Source organism: Sphingopyxis terrae subsp. terrae NBRC 15098, from assembly GCF_001610975.1.
Classification (GTDB): domain Bacteria; phylum Pseudomonadota; class Alphaproteobacteria; order Sphingomonadales; family Sphingomonadaceae; genus Sphingopyxis; species Sphingopyxis terrae_A.
Map to the genome: position 1 here is coordinate 2,996,826 of NZ_CP013342.1, position 26,371 is coordinate 3,023,196.

Annotated in this window: 23 protein-coding genes; 10 read left to right on the forward strand and 13 right to left on the reverse strand. The window is 67.0% G+C overall.

Translation table 11 applies throughout. The annotated features are described in order from the left end of the window. Window positions 1-4: 4 nt before the first annotated feature. Together AOA14_RS14285 and AOA14_RS14290 are read right to left on the reverse strand one after the other, a co-directional pair. Window positions 5-535 (reverse strand): DUF2141 domain-containing protein, encoded by a 531-nt coding sequence (locus AOA14_RS14285; RefSeq protein WP_062902273.1) that lies wholly within the window; start codon window positions 533-535, stop codon window positions 5-7. Beyond that, on the reverse strand, window positions 532-1,455 hold the full coding sequence (locus AOA14_RS14290) for a hypothetical protein (protein ID WP_238929668.1): 924 nt from the start codon (window positions 1,453-1,455) through the stop codon (window positions 532-534). Before AOA14_RS14290 ends, AOA14_RS14285 begins: the two co-directional genes overlap by 4 nt. A gap of 171 nt (window positions 1,456-1,626) precedes the next feature. Between AOA14_RS14290 and AOA14_RS19870 the strand changes: the two genes are divergently transcribed. After that, on the forward strand, window positions 1,627-2,841 hold the full coding sequence (locus tag AOA14_RS19870) for a glycosyltransferase (protein WP_062902274.1): 1,215 nt from the start codon (window positions 1,627-1,629) through the stop codon (window positions 2,839-2,841). Here the strand turns inward: AOA14_RS19870 and AOA14_RS19370 are convergent. Continuing rightward, the gene (locus AOA14_RS19370) at window positions 2,747-3,331 is read right to left on the reverse strand and encodes a TetR/AcrR family transcriptional regulator (RefSeq protein WP_165760685.1); all 585 of its coding nucleotides are present in this window, start codon (window positions 3,329-3,331) and stop codon (window positions 2,747-2,749) included. The genes AOA14_RS19870 and AOA14_RS19370 overlap by 95 nt on opposite strands. Window positions 3,332-3,478: 147 nt before the next feature. On the opposite strand from AOA14_RS19370, the gene AOA14_RS14305 reads away from it, so the two are divergent. Genes AOA14_RS14305 through AOA14_RS14315 form a run of 3 tightly spaced genes read left to right on the forward strand, consistent with a single transcriptional unit; the run spans window position 3,479 to window position 9,275 of the window. Further along, window positions 3,479-4,669: an efflux RND transporter periplasmic adaptor subunit gene (locus tag AOA14_RS14305; RefSeq protein WP_238929669.1), complete on the forward strand. Its 1,191-nt coding sequence runs from the start codon at window positions 3,479-3,481 to the stop codon at window positions 4,667-4,669. Further along, entirely contained in the window at window positions 4,666-7,863 is a 3,198-nt protein-coding gene (locus AOA14_RS14310; protein WP_062902277.1) for an efflux RND transporter permease subunit, read from the forward strand. Before AOA14_RS14305 ends, AOA14_RS14310 begins: the two co-directional genes overlap by 4 nt. Next, the gene (locus AOA14_RS14315) at window positions 7,860-9,275 is read left to right on the forward strand and encodes an efflux transporter outer membrane subunit (RefSeq protein WP_318153200.1); all 1,416 of its coding nucleotides are present in this window, start codon (window positions 7,860-7,862) and stop codon (window positions 9,273-9,275) included. The genes AOA14_RS14310 and AOA14_RS14315 overlap by 4 nt, the downstream gene beginning before the upstream one ends. Before the next feature lie 74 nt (window positions 9,276-9,349). On the opposite strand, the gene cydX is transcribed toward AOA14_RS14315, so the two are convergent. Genes cydX through AOA14_RS14325 form a run of 3 tightly spaced genes read right to left on the reverse strand, consistent with a single transcriptional unit; the run spans window position 9,350 to window position 12,218 of the window. After that, window positions 9,350-9,460 (reverse strand): cytochrome bd-I oxidase subunit CydX, encoded by a 111-nt coding sequence (gene cydX / locus AOA14_RS19375; protein ID WP_003044383.1) that lies wholly within the window; start codon window positions 9,458-9,460, stop codon window positions 9,350-9,352. A gap of 15 nt (window positions 9,461-9,475) precedes the next feature. Next, entirely contained in the window at window positions 9,476-10,624 is a 1,149-nt protein-coding gene (cydB, locus tag AOA14_RS14320; protein WP_062902278.1) for a cytochrome d ubiquinol oxidase subunit II, read from the reverse strand. 13 nt (window positions 10,625-10,637) lie between these two features. Further along, entirely contained in the window at window positions 10,638-12,218 is a 1,581-nt protein-coding gene (locus tag AOA14_RS14325) for a cytochrome ubiquinol oxidase subunit I (RefSeq protein WP_062903186.1), read from the reverse strand. A gap of 91 nt (window positions 12,219-12,309) precedes the next feature. Between AOA14_RS14325 and AOA14_RS14330 the strand changes: the two genes are divergently transcribed. Then, a complete protein-coding gene (locus AOA14_RS14330; RefSeq protein ID WP_238929670.1) occupies window positions 12,310-13,956 on the forward strand; it encodes an ATP-binding cassette domain-containing protein in 1,647 nt (548 codons plus the stop codon). Then, window positions 13,953-15,548, forward strand: a complete 1,596-nt coding sequence (locus tag AOA14_RS14335) for an ATP-binding cassette domain-containing protein (protein ID WP_062902279.1) — start codon at window positions 13,953-13,955, stop codon at window positions 15,546-15,548. Before AOA14_RS14330 ends, AOA14_RS14335 begins: the two co-directional genes overlap by 4 nt. Window positions 15,549-15,558: 10 nt before the next feature. On the opposite strand, the gene AOA14_RS14340 is transcribed toward AOA14_RS14335, so the two are convergent. The 7 genes from AOA14_RS14340 to AOA14_RS14370 all read right to left on the reverse strand — a co-directional run bounded on the left by AOA14_RS14340 (window position 15,559) and on the right by AOA14_RS14370 (window position 21,217). After that, the gene (locus tag AOA14_RS14340; protein ID WP_062902280.1) at window positions 15,559-15,912 is read right to left on the reverse strand and encodes an ArsR/SmtB family transcription factor; all 354 of its coding nucleotides are present in this window, start codon (window positions 15,910-15,912) and stop codon (window positions 15,559-15,561) included. Next, window positions 15,909-16,565 carry a peroxiredoxin gene (locus AOA14_RS14345; protein ID WP_062902281.1) on the reverse strand — a complete coding sequence of 219 codons (657 nt, stop codon included), beginning with the start codon at window positions 16,563-16,565 and terminating at the stop codon, window positions 15,909-15,911. The genes AOA14_RS14340 and AOA14_RS14345 overlap by 4 nt, the downstream gene beginning before the upstream one ends. 78 nt (window positions 16,566-16,643) lie before the next feature. Beyond that, window positions 16,644-17,444, reverse strand: coding sequence for a sulfite exporter TauE/SafE family protein (locus AOA14_RS14350; protein ID WP_082819943.1), 801 nt, complete (start codon window positions 17,442-17,444; stop codon window positions 16,644-16,646). 13 nt (window positions 17,445-17,457) lie between these two features. Further along, window positions 17,458-18,381 (reverse strand): MBL fold metallo-hydrolase, encoded by a 924-nt coding sequence (locus AOA14_RS14355; RefSeq protein WP_062902282.1) that lies wholly within the window; start codon window positions 18,379-18,381, stop codon window positions 17,458-17,460. A 78-nt stretch (window positions 18,382-18,459) separates the two neighbouring features. Continuing rightward, window positions 18,460-19,725: a TolC family protein gene (locus AOA14_RS14360; protein WP_062902283.1), complete on the reverse strand. Its 1,266-nt coding sequence runs from the start codon at window positions 19,723-19,725 to the stop codon at window positions 18,460-18,462. Continuing rightward, a complete protein-coding gene (locus AOA14_RS14365) occupies window positions 19,722-19,925 on the reverse strand; it encodes a YgaP family membrane protein (RefSeq protein ID WP_058811342.1) in 204 nt (67 codons plus the stop codon). Before AOA14_RS14365 ends, AOA14_RS14360 begins: the two co-directional genes overlap by 4 nt. A 14-nt stretch (window positions 19,926-19,939) precedes the next feature. Continuing rightward, window positions 19,940-21,217: an NAD(P)/FAD-dependent oxidoreductase gene (locus AOA14_RS14370; protein ID WP_062902284.1), complete on the reverse strand. Its 1,278-nt coding sequence runs from the start codon at window positions 21,215-21,217 to the stop codon at window positions 19,940-19,942. Window positions 21,218-21,410: 193 nt separating this feature from the next. Between AOA14_RS14370 and AOA14_RS14375 the strand changes: the two genes are divergently transcribed. Genes AOA14_RS14375 through AOA14_RS14390 form a run of 4 tightly spaced genes read left to right on the forward strand, consistent with a single transcriptional unit; the run spans window position 21,411 to window position 26,345 of the window. Then, entirely contained in the window at window positions 21,411-21,749 is a 339-nt protein-coding gene (locus tag AOA14_RS14375; protein WP_062902285.1) for a rhodanese-like domain-containing protein, read from the forward strand. Between the two features lie 2 nt (window positions 21,750-21,751). After that, entirely contained in the window at window positions 21,752-22,816 is a 1,065-nt protein-coding gene (locus AOA14_RS14380) for an efflux RND transporter periplasmic adaptor subunit (protein ID WP_062902286.1), read from the forward strand. Further along, entirely contained in the window at window positions 22,813-26,031 is a 3,219-nt protein-coding gene (locus AOA14_RS14385; protein WP_062902287.1) for an efflux RND transporter permease subunit, read from the forward strand. The genes AOA14_RS14380 and AOA14_RS14385 overlap by 4 nt, the downstream gene beginning before the upstream one ends. Continuing rightward, on the forward strand, window positions 26,028-26,345 hold the full coding sequence (locus AOA14_RS14390; RefSeq protein ID WP_062766819.1) for an ArsR/SmtB family transcription factor: 318 nt from the start codon (window positions 26,028-26,030) through the stop codon (window positions 26,343-26,345). The genes AOA14_RS14385 and AOA14_RS14390 overlap by 4 nt, the downstream gene beginning before the upstream one ends. Window positions 26,346-26,371 lie beyond the last annotated feature (26 nt).

A 26,371-nucleotide genomic window follows, 5' to 3' on the forward strand; every position in this document is an offset into this window, starting at 1 on the left:
CACCTCAATCCTTCTTGACCGGCGAAAAGCCCAGGCCGTGGAAATAATTCATCATCACGTGCATTTCCGTGACACCGCTGCCCAGCGTCACCGCGGCCTTTGCCGATTTGGGTTTGCTCCACCCCAATTTGGGATTGCCGGGAAAGCCGACGCCGTCGGAGGAAAAGCTGAACTTGTGCTTGCCGTCGCGGTCGTGGATCATCGCGAAGCTGAAGCGGCCAGGCCGCGGCGCCCGGATGCACACCGCGACCGGACCGGCGGCGGGGGCCGCAAATTCGATGCGGCGGAAATCCTTGCCCGCTTTCTGAAGGACGAAATCATCCTCCAGAAAATCCTTGTCGTTGCTCGGGAACAGCTCGACCCGGATCCGTCCCTTGCGGTCCTTCAGCCCGTCGAGCCAGACGAGCAGCGCCGGCGTTGTCGAACCCGCGGCGCAGGCGGGCGCGTCGCCATAGACCGCGGCGCGTGCGGACGGCACCATTGCGGCTGAAGCCAGCATGGCGGCGGCGAGGGCAGGGAAGCGGAAGCGGGTCATGCGGCCGCTCCCTTGCGCAGCGGCAGCCAGGTCAGCGCAAAGACGATGACGTGGCAGAGCAGGGTCAGCGCGACTGTCAGAGCCACGAGCCGCGTCACCGCGGCGTCGTTGCCGACCAGAAAGACCGCCAGATTGGCAAAGACGATGTCCTTGTTGGGGACGAGCGGCAGGCGCGCGACGAGTTGGCGTCCCGTCACGAGCAGCATCCAGAGCGCGAGCGGCACGAGCGGCAGCGCAAGATGCCAGCACAGCGCGAGCAGCCCGGTGTAGGCGATGGTGCGGACGAGGTGGATCAGGAACACCCGGCGCAGTTCACTCGCAGGAAGCGAGAACAGGCGGCCGCGGAAGAGCAGGATGGCGAGCGACAGGGCGAGCATGACCCCTACCGACCCCAGGATCGGGCGGATATGCTCGGCGGGCAGCAGCGAATAGGCGAAGGGCGTGGCGATAGCGAGCAGTGCCAGCGTGAAGATGTTGCCGACGACCGCCGACAGGATGCTGACATCCTTGATCGCCGCGAAAGGCGCCGCGACCATGTTGAGCCGCGTCCGGGCCCAGGCGTAGAAATAGGCTTCCCCCGAATAGCCGAGCAAAATCTCGTTCGCGACCAGCTTGCGCAGGATCGGCACGATGCCCGACAGCGGCAGGCCCCACAGCCGCCGGAAAATCACCAGATCGGACAGCGGCTGCACCGCATAGATGGCAAGGAAGACCAGATAGAATAGCGGGTTGGTGGGCAGCGCCTCGTGCAGCGCGGCCAGTCCGCCGCCCAAAAGCTCGCGTATCAGTCCGGCGAGCAGCGCCAGGCTGAGCAGGCCGCTGACCAGCGCCGGCCAGCGGCTGCGGATTGGTGTCAGCGGCTCAAGTGCGGCGAGGGGAGGCGTCGGTGTGGGGGCTGTGGCAACCGTCAATCCGTTCACGCTTTTATCCCGTTAGTATCGTTTCCAGCGATTTTTCGCTTCTTCAGCTTCAGACGCCGCGGCGCGGCCGATCCCGCATCGGCGCGGTGCGGAAAATCGACGCGCGCGGCGTCTTGTCGATGGAAGGGCGTCCGACACGGGCGCCGGTATGGCATCGGAAAGGCCTGCGGCGTGGCGCGAGCGCAGCACATCGTCATCATTTTCCACGATTTTTCGTTCGGAGGGACCGAGGTGATCGCGCTGCGGCTGGCGCGCGAATGGGTGGCGCAGGGGCGCCGCGTCACCTTGCTTTGCGGCACATTCGATGGTCCGCTGCGCTCCGCCGTGCCGCGCGGGGTACACACCGAACGCCTCGAACCCGAAATTCCCAGAACGCCGCTTTCGCGCCTGCGCCTGCGGCGTGCGCTGTCGGCGGCGATCGCTCGCCTGCGGCCGGACGTCCTCTTTCTGCCGGGCAATTTTCATCATGTGCTGGCGGGCGCCGTGCGCGATTTGCCGCGGCGGCCGAAGGTCGTGGCGAAGATCAGCAATCCGCTGGCGCCTTCGGCGATCCCGGCGCTACGCGCGCTGCTTGCGCGGGCCTTTCGTTGGGCGGCGCGCGATGTCGACTGGTTCGCCGCCATGTCGACCGGGCTCGCGGACGATGTGCGTGCGCTGACGGGACGCGCGGAGGTCAGCGTGATCTTCGATCCCAATATCGACACGATCATAAATTTGCCGGCAGCCAGGAAGGTGCCGGGCACCGGGCCGCTGCATCTGCTGGCGGCGGGGCGACTCGTCGAGCAGAAGGATTTCGGTCTCGCGGTGCGCGTTGTCGCCGAACTGGCCAAGCATCGCGACGTGCGGCTGACCATTGCGGGCGACGGGCCCGACGCGCCGCGGCTGGCGCGGCTGGCGCGGCGTTTGGGCGTTGCGGACCGGATTGCGCTACCGGGGCGCCTGGCATCGATCGGGCCGGCGCTCGACCATGCCGACCTGCTGCTGATTACCTCGCGCTACGAAGGCGGGCCTGCCGTTGCGGTCGAAGCGCTCGAACGCGGCGTTCCGGTTATCGCCACCGACTGTTCGCATTTCCTGCGAGATTTGCTCGCGGACGGTGATTGCGGCGCGATCGTCCCCAGCCGCGAACCGGCGGCGATTGCCGAGGCGATGCTCGAATGGATCGACCGGCAGGATCGCCGACCCTTTTCTCCGGCGGTCGTTACCGAGCCTTTCGGCACGGCTTTCGCTGCGCGCCGCTATCTCGATCTTTTCGACCGTCTGGCCGGGGCGGGCGGTTGCGCCGCGGCGGTCAGCAGGTCAACGCCGCCGCGAACAGGCAGCGAAAGCGCTCGACGCACTCGGCCCCTTCTTCGGCATCGAGTTCGAAATTATCGACCTTCATGATCGTCCGCAGGACGCCGACGCCCATCAGGATCGCCAGCAGCATATTGGCGCGCATCTCGCCCTGATCGCCGCCGATCGTTCCGGCGAGCGGCTCCAGAACGTCGCGGTTCACCAGTTCGCGGATGATATCGCCCGCCTTGGGAGACGAGGCCGAGCGCAGCATGATGACGAACATCTCCATGCGATGATGGCGGTCGGCGTCGTCGTCTTCGGCGACGAGTTGCGCCAGAAAACCGGGTAATTCGTCGATGCTTTTGGGCTCGCGGAACAGATGCGGCTTTGCTTCGTCGCTGACGACTTCGCGGAACAGCCCTTCCTTGCCGCCGAAATAGCGGCTGATCAGCGCGACATCGACCCCGGCATCACCCGCAATGTCGCGCAGTCCGACATTTTCATACGCCTCGCGCAGAAAGCGTTGGTGCGCGGCCGCCAATATCGACGCGCGGGTTGCAACGGCATCGCGCCGCTTGATGGTTGAGCTTCTCTCCATTTTTGCGTCCATAATGGTGAATGAGAATAAATCAACAACTGTTGACTTACGATGAACGGCCCACTAGTTGACAGCGACCGTCATCGCGCAACTTCCCCCCCTCCCTGTCGCGCGATGGCGGAACGCTTCAACAGAAAAGACAAGATCATGCAAAAGCGCTTTCTCCTCGCGCCCGTCCTGTGCCTTTCGTTCGCGCTGGCTGCCTGTTCGGGCGGCGGCGACCAAGGACAGGGCGGTCCGCCGTCGCTTCCCGTCACCGTGTCTCAGCCCCTCGTCCGCGACGTGACGGAGTGGGATGATTTTGTCGGCCGTTTCGAAGCGATCGACAGTGTCGAAGTGCGGCCGCGCGCCTCGGGATATTTGCAGCGCGTACACTTTGCCGACGGCCAATATGTGCGGGCCGGGCAGCTTCTCTTTTCGATCGATGCGCGCCCGAACCAGGCGGCGCTCGATCAGGCGCGCGCGCAGTTGGCGCGCGCCAACGCGACCTTGGCGAACGCAAAAACCGAATTCGCGCGCTCGGCGACACTGGCCGCATCGCAAGCGGCGAGTACCGAGGAGGTCGAGCAGCGCCGTGCCGCGGTGCGCGCTGGCGAAGCCGATGTGGCGGCGGCGCAGGCCGCGGTGCGATCGGCGCAGCTCAACGTCGGCTTCACGCGCGTGACCGCACCGATTTCGGGGCGTATTTCGCAGCGGCTGGTCGATCCCGGCAATGCGGTCACCGCCGATCAGACGGTGTTGACGACGATCGTGTCGACGAGCCCCATCCATTTCAGCTTCCAGGGTTCCGAGGCGAGCCTGCTCGGCTATGAACGCCGCGGCGACAAGCTCGACGGCGCGCCGGTGCGTATCCGCCTGCAAGGACAGCAGGATTATGCGATTTCGGGCCGGATCGACTTTGTCGACAACGCACTGTCGAACGGATCGGGGACGATCACCGTCCGCGCCGTCGTGCCCAACCCCGATGGCAAGCTGCGCCCGGGCATGTTCGGCCAGCTTCAGCTTGCGGCTTCGGCGCCGCACGCCGCCGTCATGGTTCCCGACACCGCCATCGTCACCGATGCGGCGCGGCGCCTGGTCTATGTGATCGGCGACAAGAATGTGGTGCAGGCGCGCCCGGTCGAGCTTGGCCCCGTCATCGACGGGCTGCGCGTGATCCGTTCGGGCATCACCGCCAAGGATCGCGTCGTCGTCGGCGGCATCCAGCGCGCGATGCCGGGCAAGCCCGCGAAGATCGAGGCGGGCCGGATCGGTGCCGATGGCAAGGTCGTGCCCGCCAAGGCGGCCGCGAAGCCTGCCGCGGCGGGCGCTGCAGCGGGCAAGGGCGGCGCACAGTGAATTTCAGCCGATTTTTCGTCGACCGCCCGATCTTCGCGGCGGTCATCGCCATCTTCATCACGCTGATCGGCGCCTTTGCCTATCCGCAGCTTCCGCTCGCCCAATATCCGGAGATCGCGCCGCCGACGATCAGCATCACCGCATCCTATCCCGGCGCCTCGCCCGACACGATCGCCGAAACGGTGTCGTCGACCATCGAGCAGGAGGTCAACGGCGTCGAGAATATGCTCTATATCCAGTCGTCCTCGACGCAGGGTCTGGCGCAGATAACGGTGACATTCCAGCCAGGCACCGACCTCGATGCGGCGCAGGTGCTCGTTCAGAACCGCGTTGCGCTCGCCGAACCGCGCCTGCCCGAACAGGTGCGCCAGATCGGCGTGCAGGTGAACAAGCAGGAAACCGGCTTCCTGATGATCGTCGCGCTGACGACGACCGATCCGGCGATCGACCTCGATTATGTCGGCAACTATGCCAATTCGACGCTGCGCGACCGGCTGCTGCGCCTGAAGGGCGTCGGCGGGGTGCAGATTTTCGGCGGCGGCTATTATTCGATGCGCGTGTGGATCGACCCCGACAAGGCCGCCGCGCGCAACCTGACCGCGACCGAGATTGTCGCGGCGCTGCAGAGCCAGAATGTCCAAGTCGCCGGCGGCTCGGTCGGCGCGCCGCCCTATGGCAAGGGCAATCCCGCGTTCGAGCTTCCGGTCGAAGTGCCGGGACGCCTCGTGACGCCCGAACAATTCGCCAATGTCGTGATCAAGACCGATACGCAGAATGGCGCGATCACGCGGCTGAAGGACGTCGCGCGGGTCGAGCTTGGCAGTCAGGATTATGGCGTGCGCGGCGTTTTCAACGGCCAGCCGGGCGTCGGCATGGCGGTGATCCAGCAGCCGGGCGCCAACGCGCTCGATGCCGCGAAGCTGGTGCTCGACGAGGTCAAGGCGGCGTCGAAGGACTTCCCGCCGGGGCTGGAATATCAGATCCCCTTCAACCCGACCGAATATGTGCAGGCGTCGGTGAGCGCGGTGCAGGAAACGCTGATCGAGGCAATCATCCTCGTCGTCATCGTCGTGCTCGTCTTTCTGCAGACCTGGCGCGCGGCGATCATCCCGATCATCGCGATTCCGGTGGCGCTCATCGGCACCTTTGCGGTGCAGCTGGCGCTCGGCTTTTCGATCAACTCGCTGTCGCTGTTCGCGCTGGTGCTCGCGGTCGGCATCGTCGTCGACGACGCGATCGTGGTCGTCGAGGCGGTCGAGAAGCATATTCGTCAGGGCCTCACCCCGCGCGAAGCCGCGCACCGGACGATGAGCGAAGTGTCGGGCGCGCTGATCGCGATCGGCCTCGTCCTTGTCGCGGTGTTCGTGCCGACGGCCTTCATCCCCGGCATCCCCGGTATCTTCTATCAGCAATTCGCGGTAACGATCGCGGCGGCGACGGTCTTTTCGCTGCTGACGTCGCTTACCCTGTCGCCCGCGATGGCGGCGCTGCTGCTGAAGCCACACGAGGAGCATCACGCCGAACCGAAAAACCGGATCATGCGCGTGGTCCGCCGCGCCGCGAACAGGTTCAACGACGGGTTCGACCGACTGTCCGAACGCTATGGCACCACCACCGCGTCGCTGATCCGCAAGACGGCGCTGATGCTGGGCATCTATGCGGTACTGCTCGCCGCGACCGGCTGGCGCCTCGCAGATACGCCGACGGGCTTCATCCCCGATCAGGATCAGGGCGTGCTGATCGGCGTGGTTCAGCTTCCGCCCGGCGCGTCGCTCGATCGCACGAGCGAGGTGCTGGCGCGCGCGCAGAAGACGGTGTCGCAGATCGACGGCGTCGAGAGCATCGCGACCTTTTCGGGGCTCGACGGCGCGAGCTTTTCGACCGCATCGAACGCGGGCACGATGTTCATCCGTCTGAAGGACTGGAGCGAGCGCGGCAGCGATCTGAGCGCCAGCGCATTGTCGGGCAAGCTGTCGGGCGTCCTCGCGATGGCGCTCCCTGAAGCAAACGCCTTCGTCATCGCGCCGCCCGCGGTGCAGGGCCTCGGTAACGGCAACGGCTTCACCATGATGCTGCAGGCGCGCGAGGGGCAAAACTATCGCGACCTTGAAAAGGTGACGCAGGCGATGATGGGCGGGGCGCAGCAGGTGCCCGACGTCACGCAGGTCTTTTCGCTGTTCAACACCGGAAGCCCGCGCATCTTCGCCGATGTCGATCGTGACAAGGCGCAGATATTGGGCGTCGACCCGAGCCAGGTCTACGCCGCGCTCGGCACCTATCTTGCCTCGACCTATGTCAACGACTTCAACTTCCTTGGCCGCACCTTCCGCGTCACGGCTCAGGCCGAACCAAGCGCGCGCAGCCGGATCGAGGATGTGGGCCGATTGCAGGTGCGGTCCTCGTCGGGCGAGATGGTTCCGCTCTCGTCGGTCGCGACCTTCCGCGACGACAGCGGTCCGACCCGCGTCGTGCGTTACAATCTGTTCCCCGCGGTCGAACTGCAGGGACAGGCGGCGCCGGGCGTCTCATCGGGTGCGGCGTTGACCTCGATGGAGGGACTGGCCGCGAAGACGATGCCGCAGGGCTTTTCCTATGAATGGACGGGCCTTGCCTATCAGGAAAAGCAGGCGGGGAGCAGCGCGGTGCTGATCTTCCTGCTCGCGGTGGTCTTCGTCTTCCTGGTGCTGGCGGCGCAATATGAATCGCTGCCGCTGCCGCTCGCGGTGATCCTGATCGTGCCGATGTGCATATTGGCGGCGATGCTTGGCGTGAACCTGCGCGGGATGGACAATAATATCCTGACGCAAGTCGGGCTGGTCGTGCTGATTGCGCTCGCGGCGAAGAACGCGATCCTGATCGTCGAATTCGCCAAGCAGGCGGAGGAAGAGGAGGGGATGGCTCCGCTCGACGCCGCGGTTCACGCCGCGCAGTCGCGCCTGCGTCCGATCCTGATGACCAGCTTTGCCTTCATCTTCGGCGTCATTCCGCTCGCGGTGGCAAGCGGGCCGGGGCAGGAAATGCGCCAGGCACTCGGCACGGCGGTGACGTTCGGCATGCTCGGCGTCACCATATTCGGGCTGATCTTCACGCCGATCTTCTACGTCGTGTCGCGCAAGCTGGGCTATCGCGTCCAGCAATGGTTCGCGCGCGGCCGCACCAACAAGGGCGGCGATGCGCCGCTGGAGATGCCATGATGAGCCGTAATGTCCTGCTGGCCGGTGCCGCCGCGCTTGCACTGTCGGGCTGTGCCGTCGGTCCGGCCTATGTGTCGCCGACCCCCGCCGCTCCCGGACAGACGCCTTTCCTCGAGGCAGGCAAATCGCCCGCCTTCACCGGCGAGCAGCCGGCGGGGCATTGGTGGAGCCTGTTCGGCGACCCGACGCTCGACGCGCTCGTCGAAGAGGCGCTCGCCGCCAATACCGATCTGCGCGTCGCCGCCGCCAATCTGGCACAGGCGCGCGCGGTGTTGAAGGAATCGCGAGCGGGGCGCCTGCCGACCACCGGAATAAGCGCCAGCGGCACCTACGCCCGCCAGCCGGGCAGTGTCACCGGCATCGGCCCGGTCGAGGGCGAAAGCTATGATGTCGGGCTCGACATCGGTTATCAGGTCGATCTGTTCGGGCGCGTCGAAAGTGCGATCCGCGCGAGCCGCGCAGATGCCGACGCGGTGCAGGCGGCCTTCGACCTGACGCGCATCACGGTCGCGGCGGAAACGACGCGCGCCTATGCTGACGTCTGCGCCTACAACCGCCAGCTTGCGGTGGCGGAGGAAACGCTGCGCATTCAGGAACAGACCTTCGACCTGACGCGCCGGCTGTTCGAAGGCGGGCGCGCGACGCGGCTCGACACCGGGCAGGCAGGGGCGCTGTTGGAACAGACGCGCGCGACCCTGCCGACCTTGAAGGCGCAGCGCGCCGGGGCGCTCTATCGCCTTGCGCTGCTGACTGGCAAGCCGCCCGCCGAAGCGCCGCAGGCCGCGTTGCAATGCCAGGCGCCGCCCGAACTCGACCGTCCGATTCCGGTCGGTGACGGCGCCGCGCTGCTCGCCCGTCGCCCGGATATTCGCCGGGCCGAGCGCCAGCTCGCCGCCGCCGCGGCGCGCGTCAATGTTGCGACCGCCGACCTTTATCCCAGCATCAGCATCGGCGGGTCTGTGGGATCGACCGCCGACGCGGTGTCGGGGCTGGGCAAGTCCGACAGCTTCCGCTTTTCGATCGGGCCGCTGATTTCGTGGAGCTTTCCGAACATCGCGGTCGCGCGTTCGCGGCTGAAGCAGGCGGAGGCCGGCGCCGACGCGGCGCTGGCGACCTTCGACGGCACCTGGCTCGGCGCGCTTCAGGAAACCGAAAGCGCGCTCGCCAACTATGCCGGCGAACTCGACCGGCTTGCCGCGCTACGCCGTGCAGCGGACGAAGCGGGCGAGGCGGCGCGGATCGCGCGGCTTCGCTATCAGGCGGGGCGCGAGAATTTTCAGGTCGTACTCGATGCCGAGCGCTCGTTGGCGCAGATCCAGGCGAGCATCGCCCAGTCCGAACAGCAGCGCGCGACCTATCTGGTCGCGCTGTTCCTGGCGCTGGGCGGCGGCTGGCAGGACGGCGCCGCCTAAGGCGCCGATCTCGTGAAAGAAAAAGGCCGGTGCAGCGTGGGCTGCGCCGGCCTTTTTCATGGCTGCTTTGCCGGTCAGAGCGTCGCGTCGTCGTCGGCGGGCGAGTGGAATTCGTGCCACAAGCCGTTCAATATGCCGAAGCCGACCGCGAGGCCGAGGCCGAGTACCCAGGTAAAATACCACATGGCGTGTTCCTCCGGTCAGTAGAAATCGAGGTTGGTGCGAACGTCGTCGAGCGTGACGCGGCCGAACAACACCTTGAGCACCCACGCCGTGTAGGCGAGGACGATGGGCAGGAAGATCAGGGTCACGACGAGCATGATCCACAAGGTGAGGTGGCTCGACGAGGCATTCCAGACCATCAGGCTCGAATGCGGGTCGATCGAGCTGGGCAGGATGAAAGGGAACATCGACAGGCCGACCGTCGAGATGATCCCGACCACCGCGAGCGCCGAGCCGACGAAGAGCAGGCTCTGCTTGCGCCCGGCGATCGCGACATAGGCGAGGATCGGGCCCAGGAAGCCGAGGATCGGCGCGAGCAGCATCCACGGGTGGCGCCCATAATTGTCGAGCCATGCGCCCGCCGCCGGGACTGACGTTGCCCACAGCGGGTTCGAGGGGCCGGCGGGATCGAGTTCGCCCTCCAGCCGGTAGCCAATGTTCGTCGTGGCGACCATCGCGCCGCCGATTGCGAACAGCGCGATGACGAGCAGCGCGGCGATCTTGCCCCAGCGGCGCGCCCGGTCCATCACGACGCCGTCTTCGGCCTTGAGCGCGAGCCAGCCGGCGCCGTGCAGCACGACCATCGCCACCGACAGCAGGCCGGTGAGCAAGGTGAAGGGCGAAAAGAGGCCGAGCAGCGAGCCTTCGTAAAAGGCGCGCAGGTCGCTATCGAGGCGGAAGGGTGCGCCCAGAAGGACGTTGCCGACCGCGACCCCGAACACCAGTGCGGGGACGAAACCGCCGACGAACAGCGCCCAATCCCAGCGGCTGCGCCAGGCGGGATCGTCGTGCTTCGAGCGATATTTGAATGCCACGGGGCGCAGGATCAGCGCCGCGAGGACAAGTAATATCGCGAGATAGAAGCCCGAAAAGCTGATCGCATAGACAAAGGGCCATGCGGCGAAGATCGCGCCGCCGCCTAGGATCAGCCAAACCTGATGCCCCTCCCAAGTCGGGGCGATGCTGTTGATTGCCAGCCGCCGTTCCTCGTCGGTCCGCGCGATGAAGGGCAGCAGCGCGGCGACGCCGAGGTCGTAGCCGTCGGTGAGCGTGAAGCCGATCAGCAGCACGCCGAGAAGCAGCCACCAGATCAGGCGGAGCGTTTCATAGTCGAAGGGAATCGCCATCGTCTGATCCTCCTTATTCGGCCGGCAGCGGGGTATAGCCCGCGTCGGTGGGTTCGATGCCCGAGGCAAGGTCGCGGCCGCGCTTGGACTCGGGGCCCTTGCGGATCGCCGCGAGCATCAGCCGCACCTCGATGAAAGCGAGCGCGCTGTAGAGCAGGGTGAAGGCCGCGATGGTCGTCCAGACCTGCGCCACCGTCAGGCTCGATGCGCCGAGGAAGGTCGGCAGCACGCCCTCGATCGCCCATGGCTGGCGGCCATATTCGGCGAGCACCCAGCCCATTTCGGCGGCCAGCCACGGCAGCGGCATGATGATCACCGCGGCGCGCAGGAACCACTTCACATCGAAGCGCCGCACCGTCGCATAATAGAAGGCGAGGGCGAAGAAGCCGATGAAGAAGAAGCCGAGCCCCGCCATGAAGCGGAACAGCCAGAAGGTGACCGGGACGTTGGGCACCGTGTCCCACGCCGCCTGCATGACCTGGTCGGCGGTCGCGTTGCGCGGATCGGGGACATAACGCTTGAGCAGCATCGCATAGCCGAGGTTGCTGCGGTTCGCCTCGAAGATCGCGCGCGCGGTTGCGTTGGTGCGATCGGCCTTCAGATCCTCGAGCGCGCCATAGGCGAGCTTGCCGCTTTCGATGCGTTCCTGCGCGTGGAGGACCAGTTCGTTGATCCCCTGGACCTGCCCGGTCAGGCTGCGCGTCGAAATCAGGCCGAGGACATAGGGTATCTTGATTTCATAGCGCGTCTCGCGGTCCTTGACCGACGGCAGGCCGAAGAGCGTGAGCCCGGCGGGCGCCATTTCGGTGTGCCACATTGCCTCGATCGCGGCGAGTTTCATCTTCTGATGATCGGTGAGCGCATAGCCCGATTCGTCGCCGAGGACGACCACCGACAGCGAGGAGGCGAGGCCGAAGGCCGCGGCGACGGTCAGCGAGCGCTTCGCGAGCGCGGTGTAACGGCCGCGGAGCAGATACCAGGCCGAAATGCCGAGAACGAAGACCGAGGCGGTGACATAGCCGGCGCTGACCGTGTGGACGAACTTCGCCTGCGCGACGGGGTTGAACAGCACCGAATAAAAGTCGACGACTTCCATGCGCATCGTGTCGGGATTGAAGCGCGACCCGACCGGATTCTGCATCCAGCCGTTGGCGATCAGAATCCAAAGCGCCGAAAGATTGGAACCCAGCGCGACGAGGAAGGTGACGAGGAGATGGAGCTGCTTGGACAATTTGTCCCAGCCGAAGAACATCAGCCCGACGAAGGTCGCCTCGAGGAAAAAGGCCATGAGCCCCTCGATCGCGAGCGGCGCGCCGAAGATGTCGCCGACATAGTGCGAATAATAGGACCAGTTCATCCCGAATTCGAACTCCATCGTCAGGCCGGTCGCGACCCCGAGGACGAAGTTGATCCCGAACAGGCGGGCCCAGAAACGCGTGATGGTACGCCAGATTTCCCTTTCGGTGATGACATAGATGCTCTCCATGATCACCAGCATGAAGGAAAGCCCCAGCGTCAGCGGAACGAAGAGGAAATGGTACATCGCCGTAAGGGCGAATTGCAGGCGGGATAATTCGACTACGGCCAGGTCCATGGCGCCACTCCTGAACAGCGACTCGGCGGGGTGCCGCACGGCTTGCGGCATCGTCATTTAATGAATATGGGAATGTGTGAATATTAGAAAAATGTCAAGTAGAGATAACGCCACATCTGCAGCACCCGCCGCCAGCCGCGGTGCCTTGGCCGCTTGGCTTGGCGATGCCGTTGCCGCGGTGCTCTTCGCGCTCGCGCTCGCGCAATTGCTGGCGCTCCACGTCGCGCGCGACCTTCGCGGCGGCGGAGGGGGCGACGCGGGATTCGGCATTGCGGGCTGGGCGTGGATGCTGCTGCTGATTGGCGCGGCGCTGGCACGCGGCGCTTTGCAGGGCGGCGCCTTTGCGATCGGCCTGCGCCACGCCGCGCGCTTTGCCGCCGAGCTGCGCGCGCGCGTCGCGCCCGCGCTCATGGTGAGCGCGGCGGGGCGCGGACGCCTGATCGGTGAAGATGCCGAACTAGCGGTGACCGCGATCGACCGCATCGAGCCCTATGTTGCGCGTTTCCTGCCGCTGCGCCGCGCCGCGATGCTTTCGCCGCTGCTGATCGCGCTGGCGGCGCTGCCCGCAAGCAGCGTCGCCGCGGCGATCCTGTTCGGCACGCTGTTGCCCTTCGCGATCGGTATGGCGCTCGCCGGCAGCGCCGCGGCGCGGGCGAGCGAGGCGCAATTGGGGGCGCTGTCGCGGCTCGGCGGCTTGTTCGTCGACCGGGTTCGCGCGCTGCCGCTGATCCTCTCCTATGGCGCCGAGGATCGCGTCACGCGTCAGATCGGCGGGGCGGCGCGCGATCTGGCGGAACGGACGCTGGGCGTGCTGCGCATCGCCTTTGCATCGAGCGCGATCCTCGAATTTTTCAGCGCGCTCGCGGTCGCGCTCGTCGCGGTTTATTGTGGCTTTTCGCTGCTCGGCCTGCTGCCCTTTCGCGCGCCCGAAAGCCTCGACTTCGCCGAAGCCTTTTACGTTCTTGCGCTCGCGCCCGAATTTTATCTCGGCATGCGCCGCCTGGCCGCGGCCTATCACGACAAGCAGCAAGGCGAAGCGGCGCTGGCGGCGCTTGCCGCCGCGGAGGCACCGATCGCCGATCACGCAGTCGCACCGCCGTTACCCGGCGCACCGGCGGCTCTTGTCGTCGATGCGTGGGTTGTTCGGCACCCCGAAGGCGCGGCGATCGGACCGATCAGCGCGCGCTGGATCGGCCCCGGCCTTCACCTGATCGTCGGGCCGAGCGGATCGGGCAAGACCAGCCTCCTCCGCGCGTTGATCGGGCAGGTGTCCGTCGAGTCGGGGCGCCTTTACGCCGACGATGCCGCGGTCGACCCACGCGCGCTCGCCTCGCTGTGCGGCTGGGCGGGTCAGCGGCCCTTGCTGTTGCCCGGGAGTCTCCGCGCCAATCTGCTCGTAGGAGAGGCGAAGGCGCGCGATGCTGCGATCATTGCCGAACTCGACGTGCTCGGTCTTTCGGCGCTGATTACCGCGCGTGGCGGCGGGATCGACTGGGTTGTCGATGACCGCGGCAGCGGGTTGTCGGGCGGCGAACGGCGACGGATCGGGCTGGCGCGCGCGCTGCTGTCGCCCCGCCCGCTGCTGCTGCTCGACGAGCCGACTGCCGACCTCGACGCCGCGAGTGCGGCGCGCGTCGTCGCGGTGTTGCAGGCCGCTGCGACGACCCGGACGATCGTCGCGGCGACGCACGATCCGGCGCTGATCGCCGCGGCGGACAGCGTGGTGGAAATCGGATGATCGCGGCATTGCTCCGATCCGCGCGCGCGGGCCAGCGCCGCGCGGTGTTGCTCGGCATGGCGGCAGCTGCAGTCGCTGCGCTGTCGGCGATCGGCCTGCTCGCGGTGTCGGGCTGGTTCCTGACCGGTGCGGCGATTGCCGGCCTGACCGGCGCGGCGGCGGTCAAGGCGTTCAATTATCTGGTGCCCAGCGCCGCCATCCGCGGGCTGGCGATCTTGCGCACGCTGTCGCGCTATGGCGAGCGGCTGTTCAGCCATCAGGCGATGCTGTTTGCCCTTGCCGAGGTGCGTGCCGTGCTGTTTGCGCGGTTGATCGCGGCACCGCCGGCGACGGCGCTTCTCCACAATCGCGGCGATGTCACGGCGCGGCTTGGTGGCGACGTCGAAACGCTGGAGGAGGCACTGCTGCGCACGACGCTGGTACCGTCGGGCATCGCAACGCTCGCGGGGACGATGCTGTTGATGGCACTCGCGGGCTGGGCTGCTGCAGCGGCCTTGCTGGGCGCAGCGGGGGCAAGTTTTGCAGTCGCGCGCCGGATCGGGCGCGACCGGATCGCCCCGGCGCTCGACGCCGAAAGCGCAGCGCTCGGTGCGCTCAAGCGATGCTATGTCGAACTGGCGGCCGGGGGCGACGATATTGCGGTCTATGGGCTTGCCGCCGACGTGCGAGCGGCAATCGCGGCGGCCGAAGCGCCGCTCCACCGCGCCCGCGCGGCGATGGCCGGCGCCGACACGCTGGTGTCGATCGTGCATTGGGGGCTGACCGGTGCGGCGGTGGCCGCGATCGTCGCGCTGTCGCCCGCTAGCGCCCCGGTTGTCGCGCTCGCAGCGCTTGCTGCGACCGCTGCTATGGAGATCGTCGGCGGCCTCGCCCGGCTCGACATTCAACGCTGGAAGAGCCGCGGTGCGCGCGCGCGGCTCGATGCGATGTTTCCGGACGTCGCCGCCCCGGCGAGCGATGGTGCGCCGGCGCAGCCGATCGTCGAACTGGCGGTCGCGGGCGCCCTGTACCGCATTGTTCCGGGCGACCGCGTTCTGCTCGCCGGGCGGTCGGGGAGCGGCAAGACGCGGTTGCTCGAAACGCTGACGGGGCTGCGCGACGATGCGCCCGAAGATGTGCGGATCGGCGGATTGCTTGCGGTAGGCTTGCCGCTCGCGGCGCGGCGGTCGCTGTTCGCGCTCGCGGCGCAGGACGCGGCGATGATCGCGGGCAGCGTGGCCGACAATCTGTCGCTCGCACGGCCGGGCATCACGCGCGACGAGATGCAGGCGGCGCTGACCGTTGCCTGCCTTGACGATGTCGTTGCGCAATTGCCCGGTGGGCTCGACTGCCGGCTGGGCGACGACGGCGCGCGGCTGTCGGGCGGACAGCGCAAGCGGCTGTCGCTGGCGCGAGCGCTGCTGGCGCAGCGGCCGTTCCTGCTGCTCGACGAACCGAGCGAAGGGCTCGACGGGGCGACCGAAGCGCGGCTGATCGTGCGACTGGGCGACTGGCTTGCGGAGGCGGGAAGCGGGTTGATCCTCGTCGGCCACCGCCCCGCAATGCGGGCGCTTGCCACGCGGCAGATCGAGATGGACGGCGATCCCGGCTAGCGCCAGGATCCTAGCGCAAGATTCTCGCGAAATGGGCGGCGCTGGCGGAGGCGTCGCGGGTGCTCGTCGTCGCGGCGGGACTGACGCCGAACTGGTCGGCGAACGCGCGGACGGGCGCGAGCGCTTCGGGTTTCAGGCGGTAGAAAATCTGCTTCGCCTCGCGCCGCGTTTCGACGATCCGCGCGTTGCGCAGCACGCCGAGTTGCTGGCTGAGCAGCGGCTGGCCGATGCCGGTCGCGCTTTCGATCTGCCCCACAGCAAGTTCCTGATCGCGCACGGCGAAGATCAGCTTGAGCCGCACCGGATGCGCCAGGACGCGCAGCAGTTCGACCAGATCGTCGTCGATGAGCGCCTCACCGGTCATTGCGCCCTGGCATCCTTCGCGAGCGTGTAGAACCAGCCGGTCGGATTGTCGGCCGCGAGCACGCCTTCGGTGGCGAGTTCGGGCGGGACGAGGAGGTCGTCGCCGGGCTGCCAACCCGCGGGCGTCATCGCCGACCCGTCGCTCGTGCACTGGAGCGCCGCGACGGTGCGCACCATCTCGTCGACCGAGCGGCCGACGGTCAGCGGATAGATGGTCAGCGCACGGACGACGCCGTCGGGATCGATGAAAAAGGCCGCGCGCACCGTCGCGGCGCTGAAGGACTGGGCGTCGACCATGCCGAAAGCGTGCGCGATTTCGAGCGAGGGGTCCTCGACGATCGGAAAGGGGATGGCGACGCCCAAGTCGTCGCGCAGCGCGCGGATCCACGCGAGATGCGAAAAAAGGCTGTCGACCGAATGGGCGAGCAGCGCGCAATCGAGCGCGGCAAAGCGGTCGGCGGCACGTGCGATGGCCAGAAACTCGCTGGTGCAGACAGGGGTGAAATCGCCTGGGTGCGAAAAGAAGAGCAGCCACCGGCCGCGATAATCGCTGAGCCGCACCGGTCCGGCGGTGCTGCGCGCGATGAAATCGGGCGCGGTGTCGCCGATGCGGATCGGGCGCGCAGCGGGCCGGTTGTCGCTGTTGTCGGGCATCGGGATTCCTCTGGGAGCTTCCTCTCGCTCGACAGCGATCATATATAATTCATAATATCGTGTAAATGTGATATGCGCTCAGCCGAGCATGGCCCCGGCGCTGTGGTAGAGCATATAGGCGGCCACGACGAGAACGAGCAGCGCGAACAGCGTGTTGAGCCGTCCAGTTCTGGCCGACAGGCGCTGCGCACCCTTGAGCCCCAGCCAGCTTCCCAGCGCGCCGCCCGCGATGAACAGCCCGGCAAGCGGCCAGTCGACGAGGCCCGACCAGGCATAGTTGGCGGCGGTGGTGAGCCCGAAGGCGGTTACCGCGACCAGCGAGGTGCCGACCGCGTTGATCATCGGCATTCCCGTCGCGGCGACGATGCCGGGGACGATCAGAAAGCCGCCGCCGATGCCGAAAAAGCCGCTGAACGCTCCGCTGCCGAGGCCGTAGCCGAGCAGGCGCGGCGCATTTTCCCGGCTGATCCGCACCGCGGGATCGCCGATCTGGCCGCGCTTGCGCAGCATGATGACCGCGATGACGACCATCAGCAGCGCGAAGAGAAAGAGCAGCTTGGCGCCGTCGAAGCTCTTGCCGAGGGTCGATCCGGCGAAGGCGCCGACGATTCCGGCGCCGGCGAAGGTCAGCCCGCACGGCCAGCGCACATTGCCAGCGCGCGCATGGTTGGTCAGCCCAACCGCCGCATTGGCGGCGACGGCGAGTGCTGCGGTCCCGATCGCGACATGCGGCTGCGGCACCCCGACGAGATAGACCATCAGCGGCACCGCAAGGATCGACCCGCCGCCGCCGACGAGCCCGAGCGTGAAGCCGACGAGCACGCCGGAGAGCGCGCCGAGGATCATCTGGGCGAGGCTGATCGTCATGGGATCGGTCATCGCGCGCGCTATCCTACAGCTTATCGAGCGGCAGCTTCAGATATCGGGTGCCGTTCGCTTCAGGTTCGGGGAAATGACCCGCGCGCATATTGACCTGGATCGACGGGAGGATCAGCCGCGGCATCGACAGCGTCTTGTCGCGCGCCTCGCGCATCGCGACGAACTGATCTTCGTCCACGCCTTCGTGGACATGAACGTTGGCGGTGCGCTCGGCCGCGATCGTCGTTTCCCAAGCAAAGCTGTCGCGATCCGGCGCCTTGTAATCGTGGCAGAGGAACAGCCGCGTTTCGCCGGGAAGCGACAGCAAGCGCTGGATCGAGCGATAGAGGGTGCGCGCATCGCCGCCGGGAAAGTCGGCGCGCGCGGTGCCATAGTCGGGCATGAACAAGGTATCGCCGGTGAACAGCGCATCGCCGATGATCCACACCATGCACGCCGGCGTGTGGCCGGGGGTGTGGAGGACCATCCCCTCGATCTCGCCGAGCATGAAGCGCTCGCCGTCGGCCATCAGCCGGTCGAACTGCGAGCCGTCGCGCGCGAAGCGCTCATCTTCGTTGAAAATGGCGCCGAACACCGTCTGCACCGTTTCGATATGCCGACCGATGACGATCTGGCCGCCGAGCTTCGCTTGCAGATAGGGGGCAGCGGAGAGGTGGTCGGCATGGGCGTGGGTTTCGATCTGCCATTCGACGGTCAGCCCTTCGCGGCGGACATAATCGACGATCGCGTCGGCCGACGCATGGCCGGTGCGGCCCGAAGGCTGGTCGAAATCGAGTACCGAGTCGATGATTGCCGCCTTGCGCGTCGCGGGGTCGTGGACGACGTGCGTCGCGGTGAAGGTCGGTTCGTCGAAGAAGCTTTTGACGACGGGGATAAGGCCGGTTGCCCGCGCCTTGTCGATCAGCGCGGCGGCGGAATCGCGGTGAAGGTCGTCCATGCGATCATTCCTTCGTTTAAAATATTAGATAAAACTAATATAGTGAGGCGGCGCCGTTTGTCCAGTGGAGGAGGAGGCCTATTCGATACCGCAGAGCAGGCGGAGGCGCCACGCCGCGGTCTGCACCGATGCCTGCGCTTCGGCGAGCCGCGCGGTCGCGGCGATCGCTTCGCGTTCGGCATCGAGCTCGGCGAGCGGGGGGCGGGCGCCCGAGCGCACTTCGAGGCGGGTGCCGCGTAGCGCCTCGCGCGCCGCGGCGTCGCCATCGCGCGCGGCATCGAGCGCGCGTTCGGCGCTGTCGAGCCCGCTCCACGCCTCGATCACCGCCTGGGTGACGTCGTCGCGCGCCTGACGCAGCCGCGCTTCGCTGGCCGAGAGTTTCGATTGCGCCTCGCGGACGCGCGCGCTGCCCGCGCCGCTGTCGAAGAAGGTCCAGCGCCCGCGCAGCCCGACGGTGACATTGTCGGCGCGATAGTCGGGGAAAAATTGGTCGCGGATCCGCGCGCCCTCGGCAAAGACGCCGAGCTGCGGGCGGTTGGTCGCCTTGGCGGCGCGCACTCCCGCGGCGGCGCCGTCGACGCCGGCATCGGCCTGCGCGAGCAGGACATTCGCGGCGACGGCGGCCTCGACCGCTTCGCCGAGCGTCGCGGGAACCTCGGGGCGCGGGGGCAGGGGGGCGAGATCGCCGACAGGCTTGCCGGTCAGCCGCTCGAGGCGGGCGAGCGCGGCGGTGAGGCGGCCCTGGGCCTGGACAAGACCGGCCTGTCCCTCGGCGCGGCGTGCTTTCGCCTGGGCGACCTCGCTGCTCGTCGCATCGCCGACGTCGTAGCGCAGGCCGGTATGACGAACGATCTCGCCCAGCGCATCGACGAGCTTGCCATAGCTCGCGACAAGATCGCGCGCGGTGAGCACTTCGGCATAGGCGCCGACAGTCGCGAGGGTCAGATTCTGGCGCGCCATATCCTTGCCAAGCGTCGCAGCGCGGCTGCCCGCTGCGGCCTGATCGATCGCGGCGCTGATCCGTCCACCGGCGTAGAGCGGGTATTCGCCGACCAGTTGCACGGCGCTGGGGGTCACGTTTTGCGCGGTTAGACCGAAATAGCCGCCAGGGTCGAGCCGGCCGGTGCCGACGCTGCCCTCGACACTGGCGGTGGGACCGGCGGCGGCGCGCGCCTGCGCGAGCCGCGCGGCGGCGGCATCGGCATCGGCTGCCGCCGCTTCGAGCGCGGGCGAGTGCGCGCGCGCGTCGGCGATGGCGGTCGCCAGATCCTGCGCCGCCGCGGGGTGCGGCAGCGCGAGCGCGGCAAGGCATGCCGCCGTCAGCAGGGTCGCGGCGCGCTTCACTTAAAGGCGGCTCCCTGCCGCACGCCGAGACGCTTGAAAATGGCCGCCGCGGGACAGAAGCCGGTGAAGCTTGCCTGGATCATGTTGAGCCCCGCAAAGGCGGCGAGTCCGATCCACCAAGGATGGACGAACCAGGCGAGCAGCACGCTCGTCAGCACGACGAGGCCCGCGAAGCGCAAAACAGCACGATCGAGGTTCATGGGTCTTCCTTTCGTCAGAAGCGGAGTTTTTTGATCCCGAGCGCATGCATCGCGAGCTTTTCGTAAAAGGGCTCGCTCTCGCCCTTGCGGACCTTGCGCAGGAAATATTTTTCGAAGCCGATCTTCGCGAGATGGACCCACTTGCCTGACGACGACCAGTTGAGGTTGCGTGGCGGGATCTGTGGCTGCGCGACAAAGGCGACGCCGCCGTCGCCGAAGTCGGCGAGGCAGACGGCGTTCCACGTCGCCTCATGCTTCGGTGGCTGACCGGCGAGTTCGAGTTTCAGATTCTGCGCGATCGCGGTGACCATCGATTCGATCATGAAGCCCGTCTTGGGCACGCCCACCGGGACCGGGGTCGGGCCGACCGGCGGGATCGCGACGCAGACGCCGAGCGAATAGATGTTGGCGAAGGTCGGATTGCGCTGATGCTTGTCGGCGATGATGAAGCCGCGCGGATTGGTCAGTCCTTCGATGCCGAAGACGGCATCGACGCCGCGAAAGGCGGGCAGCAGCATCGAATAGCCGAAGGGCAGGTCGTGCTTGGCCTTGACGCTGCCGTCGTCGGCGACTTCCTCGACATGCGCCATGCCGGCCTCGAAGCTGGTGACGCGCGCATTGGTGATCCATTTGATGTGACGGTTGCGCAGCTCGCTTTCGAGCAGGCTCTTGGTATCGCCGACGCCATCGAGGCCGAGATGGCCGATATAGGGTTCGGCGGTGACGAAGGTCATCGGCACCCGGTCGCGCAGCTTGCGGCGCTTGAGTTCGGTGTCGAGGATCAGCGCGAATTCATAGGCCGGCCCATAACAGGAGGCGCCCTGTGCGGCGCCGACGACGATCGGCCCCGGATTTTCGCAGAAGCGGTCGAAGGCATCGGCCGCGGCGGCGGCATGATCGGTGGCGCATACCGATACGGTGTTCGCCTCCGGCCCGAAGCCCTCGATCTCGTCGAAGGCGAGTTTCGGCCCGGTTGCGATGACCAGATAATCATAATCGATGAAGGCGCCGTCGTTCAGTTCGACCCGATTTTCCTTGGGGTGGACGCGCTTCGCGCCGACCGCGGTGAAATCGATGCCCTTGCGCTTCATGACGGGGGGCAGGTGAACGCAGATCGCTTCGGGTTCGCGCCAGCGGACCGCGACCCAGGGGTTGGAGGGGACGAACCAGTAATTTTCCTGGTCGGAAATCACCATCACCTCGGCCTTGCCCTTGGAAGCCTCCCGTATTTCGTAAGCGGCAATGGTGCCCCCGAGTCCGGCGCCCAGAACGACGATCCGCGGTAACGACATGCTTTCTCTCCTTGTTCCGGCGCTGGCTGGCTCCGGCTTTTTCAAATGGTTCGGTGTGCGGCCAGTTCGGTGAGTCGGACCCGATTGCTGTCGGCATAATATTAGATATTGCGAATATTACAACTAAGTAATATTATCAGTGTCGAAATCTGGCCGCGCCGGTTAGCGTGCCGGTCAACCGAGGAGTTTCGTCATGCTGAGCCTATTCCGCAAACCGCGCCATAAGGAGATTCCCGCACAGCAGCTTGCGGCTTTGCTTGACCAAAAGCGTGCGATTCTGGTCGATGTCCGCGAATCGGACGAATTCGCGAGCGGCCATGTCGCGGGCGCGCTGTCGATGCCGCTGTCGCGGTTTCAGGCAAGCGCGCTTCCGGCGGGCGACAAGCCGGTCATCCTGACCTGCGCCGCGGGTCGCCGTTCGGCGATGGCGCTCGACAAGGCGGCGGCGGGGCGGCCCGACATCGACACCCATCTTGCGGGCGGGATGGGCGCCTGGCGCGCGGCCGGCCTGCCGGTCGTGACGGGGAATTGACGATGCGCCCATCATCCCTGCTCACCTCTGCGCTGCTCAGCGCCGCCCTGTTTGCGGCATCGCTGTCGCTCGCCGGCTGTGGCGGCGAGACGACTGCGCCCGCCGAAAAGAGCGCGGCCGTGACGGGCGAAAGGCTGGCGTTGCAGCCGGTGACGATCACCGACTGGAAGGATGTTGGCGCGCTGGTAACGAGCGTCGATATGGCCGACGCCCGCGCGCGTATTCCCGGCATCCTCGACAGTCTGAGTGTTCGCGAAGGCGACATGGTGCGCAAGGGACAGGTGATCGGCCGCGTCGTCGACAGCCGCCTCGGCTATGAAGGCGCGGCCTATGGCGCGCAGGCGGCGGCGGCCCAGGCGCAGGCTGCACAGGCCGATGCCGAGCTGGAGCGCGTGCGCTACCTCCATGCCAATGGCGTCTATGCGCAGGCGCGGCTCGATCAGGCCGAAGCGCAGGCGCGTGCGGCGCGGGCACAGGTTTCGGCGGCGCGGGCGCAGCAATCGGCGGTCGGTGCGGTCGCCGGGCAGGGCGCGGTGGTCGCCCCCTCGACAGGGCGCGTGCTGATCGCGCAGGTTCCGGCGGGTTCGGCGGTCGCGCCCGGCACGTCGATCGCGACGATCACCTCGGGACCGATGGTCCTGCGCCTCGAACTGCCCGAAACCTTGGCCGACAAGGTTCATGTCGGAAGCGCGGTGCTGGCGACGGGGCTTTCGGACGACAAGGGCGCGGCACCGCCGCGCGCCGGCGTCGGCCGCGTCTATCCCGCGGTCAGCGGCGGGCAGATGTCGGCCGACGTTCCGATCCCCGGACTTGCCAGCACGATGGTCGGTCGCCGCGTCGCGGCGCGCGTTGCGGTCGGCGAGCGGCAGGCGCTCGTCGTTCCGCGCCGCTTCGTCGAAACCAGCTATGGCATCGACTATGTGACGATCATCGTCGGCAAGGATGCGACGTCGCGGGTGCCGGTCCAGATCGCGCCGACCGACGATCCGGCGCGGGTCGAGATATTGTCGGGCGCGGGCAAGGGCGACACGCTGATCGCGGTGGCGCGCGGGGCGGCAGGCAAATGAGCCTGGGCCTGTCGGGGCGGCTGACGCGCGCGACGATCCGCAGTCCGCTGACGCCGCTGATGCTGCTCGCCGCCATAATGGTGGGGCTGCTCGCGATCATGACGATCCCGCGCGAGGAGGAGCCACAGATCAGCGTGCCGATGGTCGACCTGATGGTCGCCGCGCCCGGCCTGTCCGCGAGCGATGCGGTCGAGCTGATCGGCAAGCCGCTGGAGACGATCGTCAAGAGCGTCGACGGCGTCGAACATGTTTATACCCAGGCCGAAGACGACGGGGTGATGGTCACCGCGCGCTTCCTGGTCGGGTCCGATCCCGACGACGCCGCCATCCGTATCAACGAGCGGCTGTCGGCGAATATGGACAAGCTGCCGCAGGGCATCCAGCCGCCGCAGGTGACGGTGCGCGGGATCAGCGATGTGCCGATCGTGGTGCTGACGCTGTCGCCCAAGGCCGGCGCGCGCGGCGACTGGAACGAGCAGGCGCTGCGGTCGCTCGCCGCCCGGTTGCGGACCGAGGTTGCGAAGGTCGACAATGTCGGCCTGACCTTCATCACCGGCGGGCAGGAGGAACAGCTTCGCGTCGTTCCCGATCCGGCGAGACTCGCCGCGCATGGCGTCTCGCTCGGCGCGCTGATGGACGCGGTGGGACAGGCAAACCGCAGCTTCCCGCTCGGAACGGTGCGCGAAGGCGGCGCGGCGACCGCCGTCGTTGCCGGACAGACGGTCCGCAGCGCCGAGCAACTGGCGACGATCACGGTGCGCGCCGCCAACGGCAATCCCGTCTATCTGCGCGATGTCGCGACGGTCACGCAGGGGCCGGGTGAGGATCAGGCGCGAGCATGGCGCTGGGCCAAGGGCGCGGGCGATCGCTGGTCGATGGCGCCCGCGGTCAGCCTGGCCATCGCGAAGCGTTCGGGGGCCAATGCCGTCAATGTTTCGGACGCTGTGGTCGCGCGGGTCGAGGCGCTGCGCGGCAGCCTGATCCCGCCGGGCGTCGAGGTCGCGGTGACGCGCAATTATGGCGAAAGCGCCAATGAAAAGGCGAACGAGCTGATCTTCCACCTCGGACTCGCGACGGTGTCGATCGTCATTCTGATCGGCTTCGCGATCGGCTGGCGCGAGGCGGGGGTGACGGCGGTGGTCATCCCGACCACGATCCTGCTCACCATGTTCGCGTCGAACATCATGGGCTTCACGATCAACCGCGTCAGCCTGTTCGCGCTGATCTTTTCGATCGGCATCCTGGTCGATGACGCGATCGTGATGATCGAGAATATCGCGCGCCACTGGGCGATGGCCGACGGGCGCAGCCGGATCGACGCGACGGTCGATGCGGTCGCCGAGGTCGGCAATCCGACGATCATCGCGACGCTGACCGTCGTCGCGGCGCTGCTTCCCATGCTGTTCGTATCGGGACTGATGGGCCCCTATATGGCGCCGATCCCGATCAACGCCTCGGCGGCGATGCTCTTTTCCTTCTTCGTCGCGGTGATCATCGCGCCGTGGCTGATGGTGCGCTTTGCGCGCGATACGCTGGCGCAGGGCGCGCACGACCATGCGGGCGGGGGCAAGCTCGGCGCGCTCTATGGCCGCGTCGCCATCCGCGTGATCCGCGATCGCAAGAGCGCGCGCAATTTCCTGATTGCCGTCGGCGCCGCGACGCTCGTCGCCTGCTCGATGTTCTATTTCAAGGCGGTGACGGTGAAGCTGCTGCCCTTCGACAACAAGTCGGAGGTGCAGCTTGTCCTCGACATGCCCGAGGGCACGTCGCTCGAGACGACGGGGCGCACGCTCGACGCCGCCGCGGCGGTGGTGCGGCAGATTCCCGAGGCGCGGTCGATGGAAGCCTATGCGGGCACCTCGGCGCCGTTCAATTTCAACGGCCTCGTGCGGCACTATTTCCTGCGCAATCGGCCCGAGATGGGCGATTTGATGGTGACGCTGACGCCCAAGGGCGAGCGCGACCGGTCGAGCCACGCCATTGCGCTCGATCTGCGCCAGCGGCTGAAGAAAGCGCTGCCGCTGCCCGCCGGTGAGTCGATCAAGGTCGTCGAAACCCCGCCGGGACCGCCGGTGCTCGCGACGCTGCTCGCCGAAATATATGGTCCCGACGAAGCGACGCGGCGCAAGACCGCCGCGCAGGTCGAGGCGCTGTTCCGCACCGTCCCCTATGTCGTGGATGTCGACAACAGCTTCGGCGTCCCGCGCCCCCGCCTGCGGCTGATACCCGATCGGGCGCGGATGGACGCCTATGGCATTTCGGAGCGCCAGCTTTTCGACAGTATCGGCGCGCTGCTGGGCGGGCAGACCGTCGGCTATGCGCCGCGCGGCGACGGGCGCGATCCGCTGCCGATCCGCATCGCGCTCGATCAGTCGCAGCGCAGCTGGAGCGCCGACCTTGCCGCGACGCCGGTTGCGACGATGGGACCGGGCGGGCGGCTCGTCCAGCTCGGCGAGATCGTCGATGCGCGCGAGGAGGCAGGATCACCCGCGCTGTTCCGCCGCAATGGCCGCGCCGCCGATATGGTCACCGCCGAACTGGCGGGCGAATATGAAGCGCCCATCTATGGCATCTTCGCGGTCGACGATGCGATCGAGGCGTTCGACTGGAAGGCGCACGGGATGGAAAAGCCGGTGGTCCGCTTCAACGGTCAGCCCGACGATGAACAGGTGCCGACCCTGCTGTGGGACGGCGAGTGGGAGATCACCTGGGTGACCTTCCGCGACATGGGCGCCGCCTTCATGGTTGCGCTCCTGGGCATCTATGTCCTGGTCGTCGGGCAGTTCCGCAATTTCAAGATTCCGCTCGTCATCCTGACGCCGATCCCGCTGACGCTCGTCGGTATCGTGCTGGGGCATATGCTGTTCGGCGCGCCCTTTACTGCGACGTCGATGATCGGCTTCATCGCGCTGGCCGGGATTATCGTCCGCAATTCGATCCTGCTGGTCGACTTCATCAACCATGCGAAGGGCGAGGGCAAACCGCTGCGCGATACGCTGCTCGAAGCGGGGATGATCCGCTTCAAGCCGATCGTGCTGACGGCGGCGGCGGCGATGATCGGGGCGGCGACGATCCTGACCGACCCGATCTTTCAGGGCCTTGCGATTTCGCTGCTCTTCGGACTCGCCTCCTCGACACTGCTCACCGTGCTCGTTATTCCCGCGATTTACATCGTCCTGCGCGACGATGGCCGTGAAGGAACCCTCTCCCCATGACCAAGCCGACCGACCTTTCGATCCTGAAACGCGATGCGCGCGAGATGGCCGACTATTTGAAGCTGCTCGCGCATCCCGAGCGGCTGCTGATGCTGTGCCAGATGGACGAGCGCGAAGTGTCGGTCGGCGAACTCACCGAACTCAGCGGGCTGTCGCAATCGGCCGTGTCGCAGCATCTGGCGCGCTTTCGCGACCAGGGCATCGTGTCGGCGCGCGGCGAGGCGCAGACGCGCTATTACAGCCTGTCCGACGCCAAGATGCAGCGCATCATCGCGGCGCTGTGCGAGGCATGTCACGGGCACGAAGCGGCTTAACACTTGACCCGGAGCCGCCGCCGCGC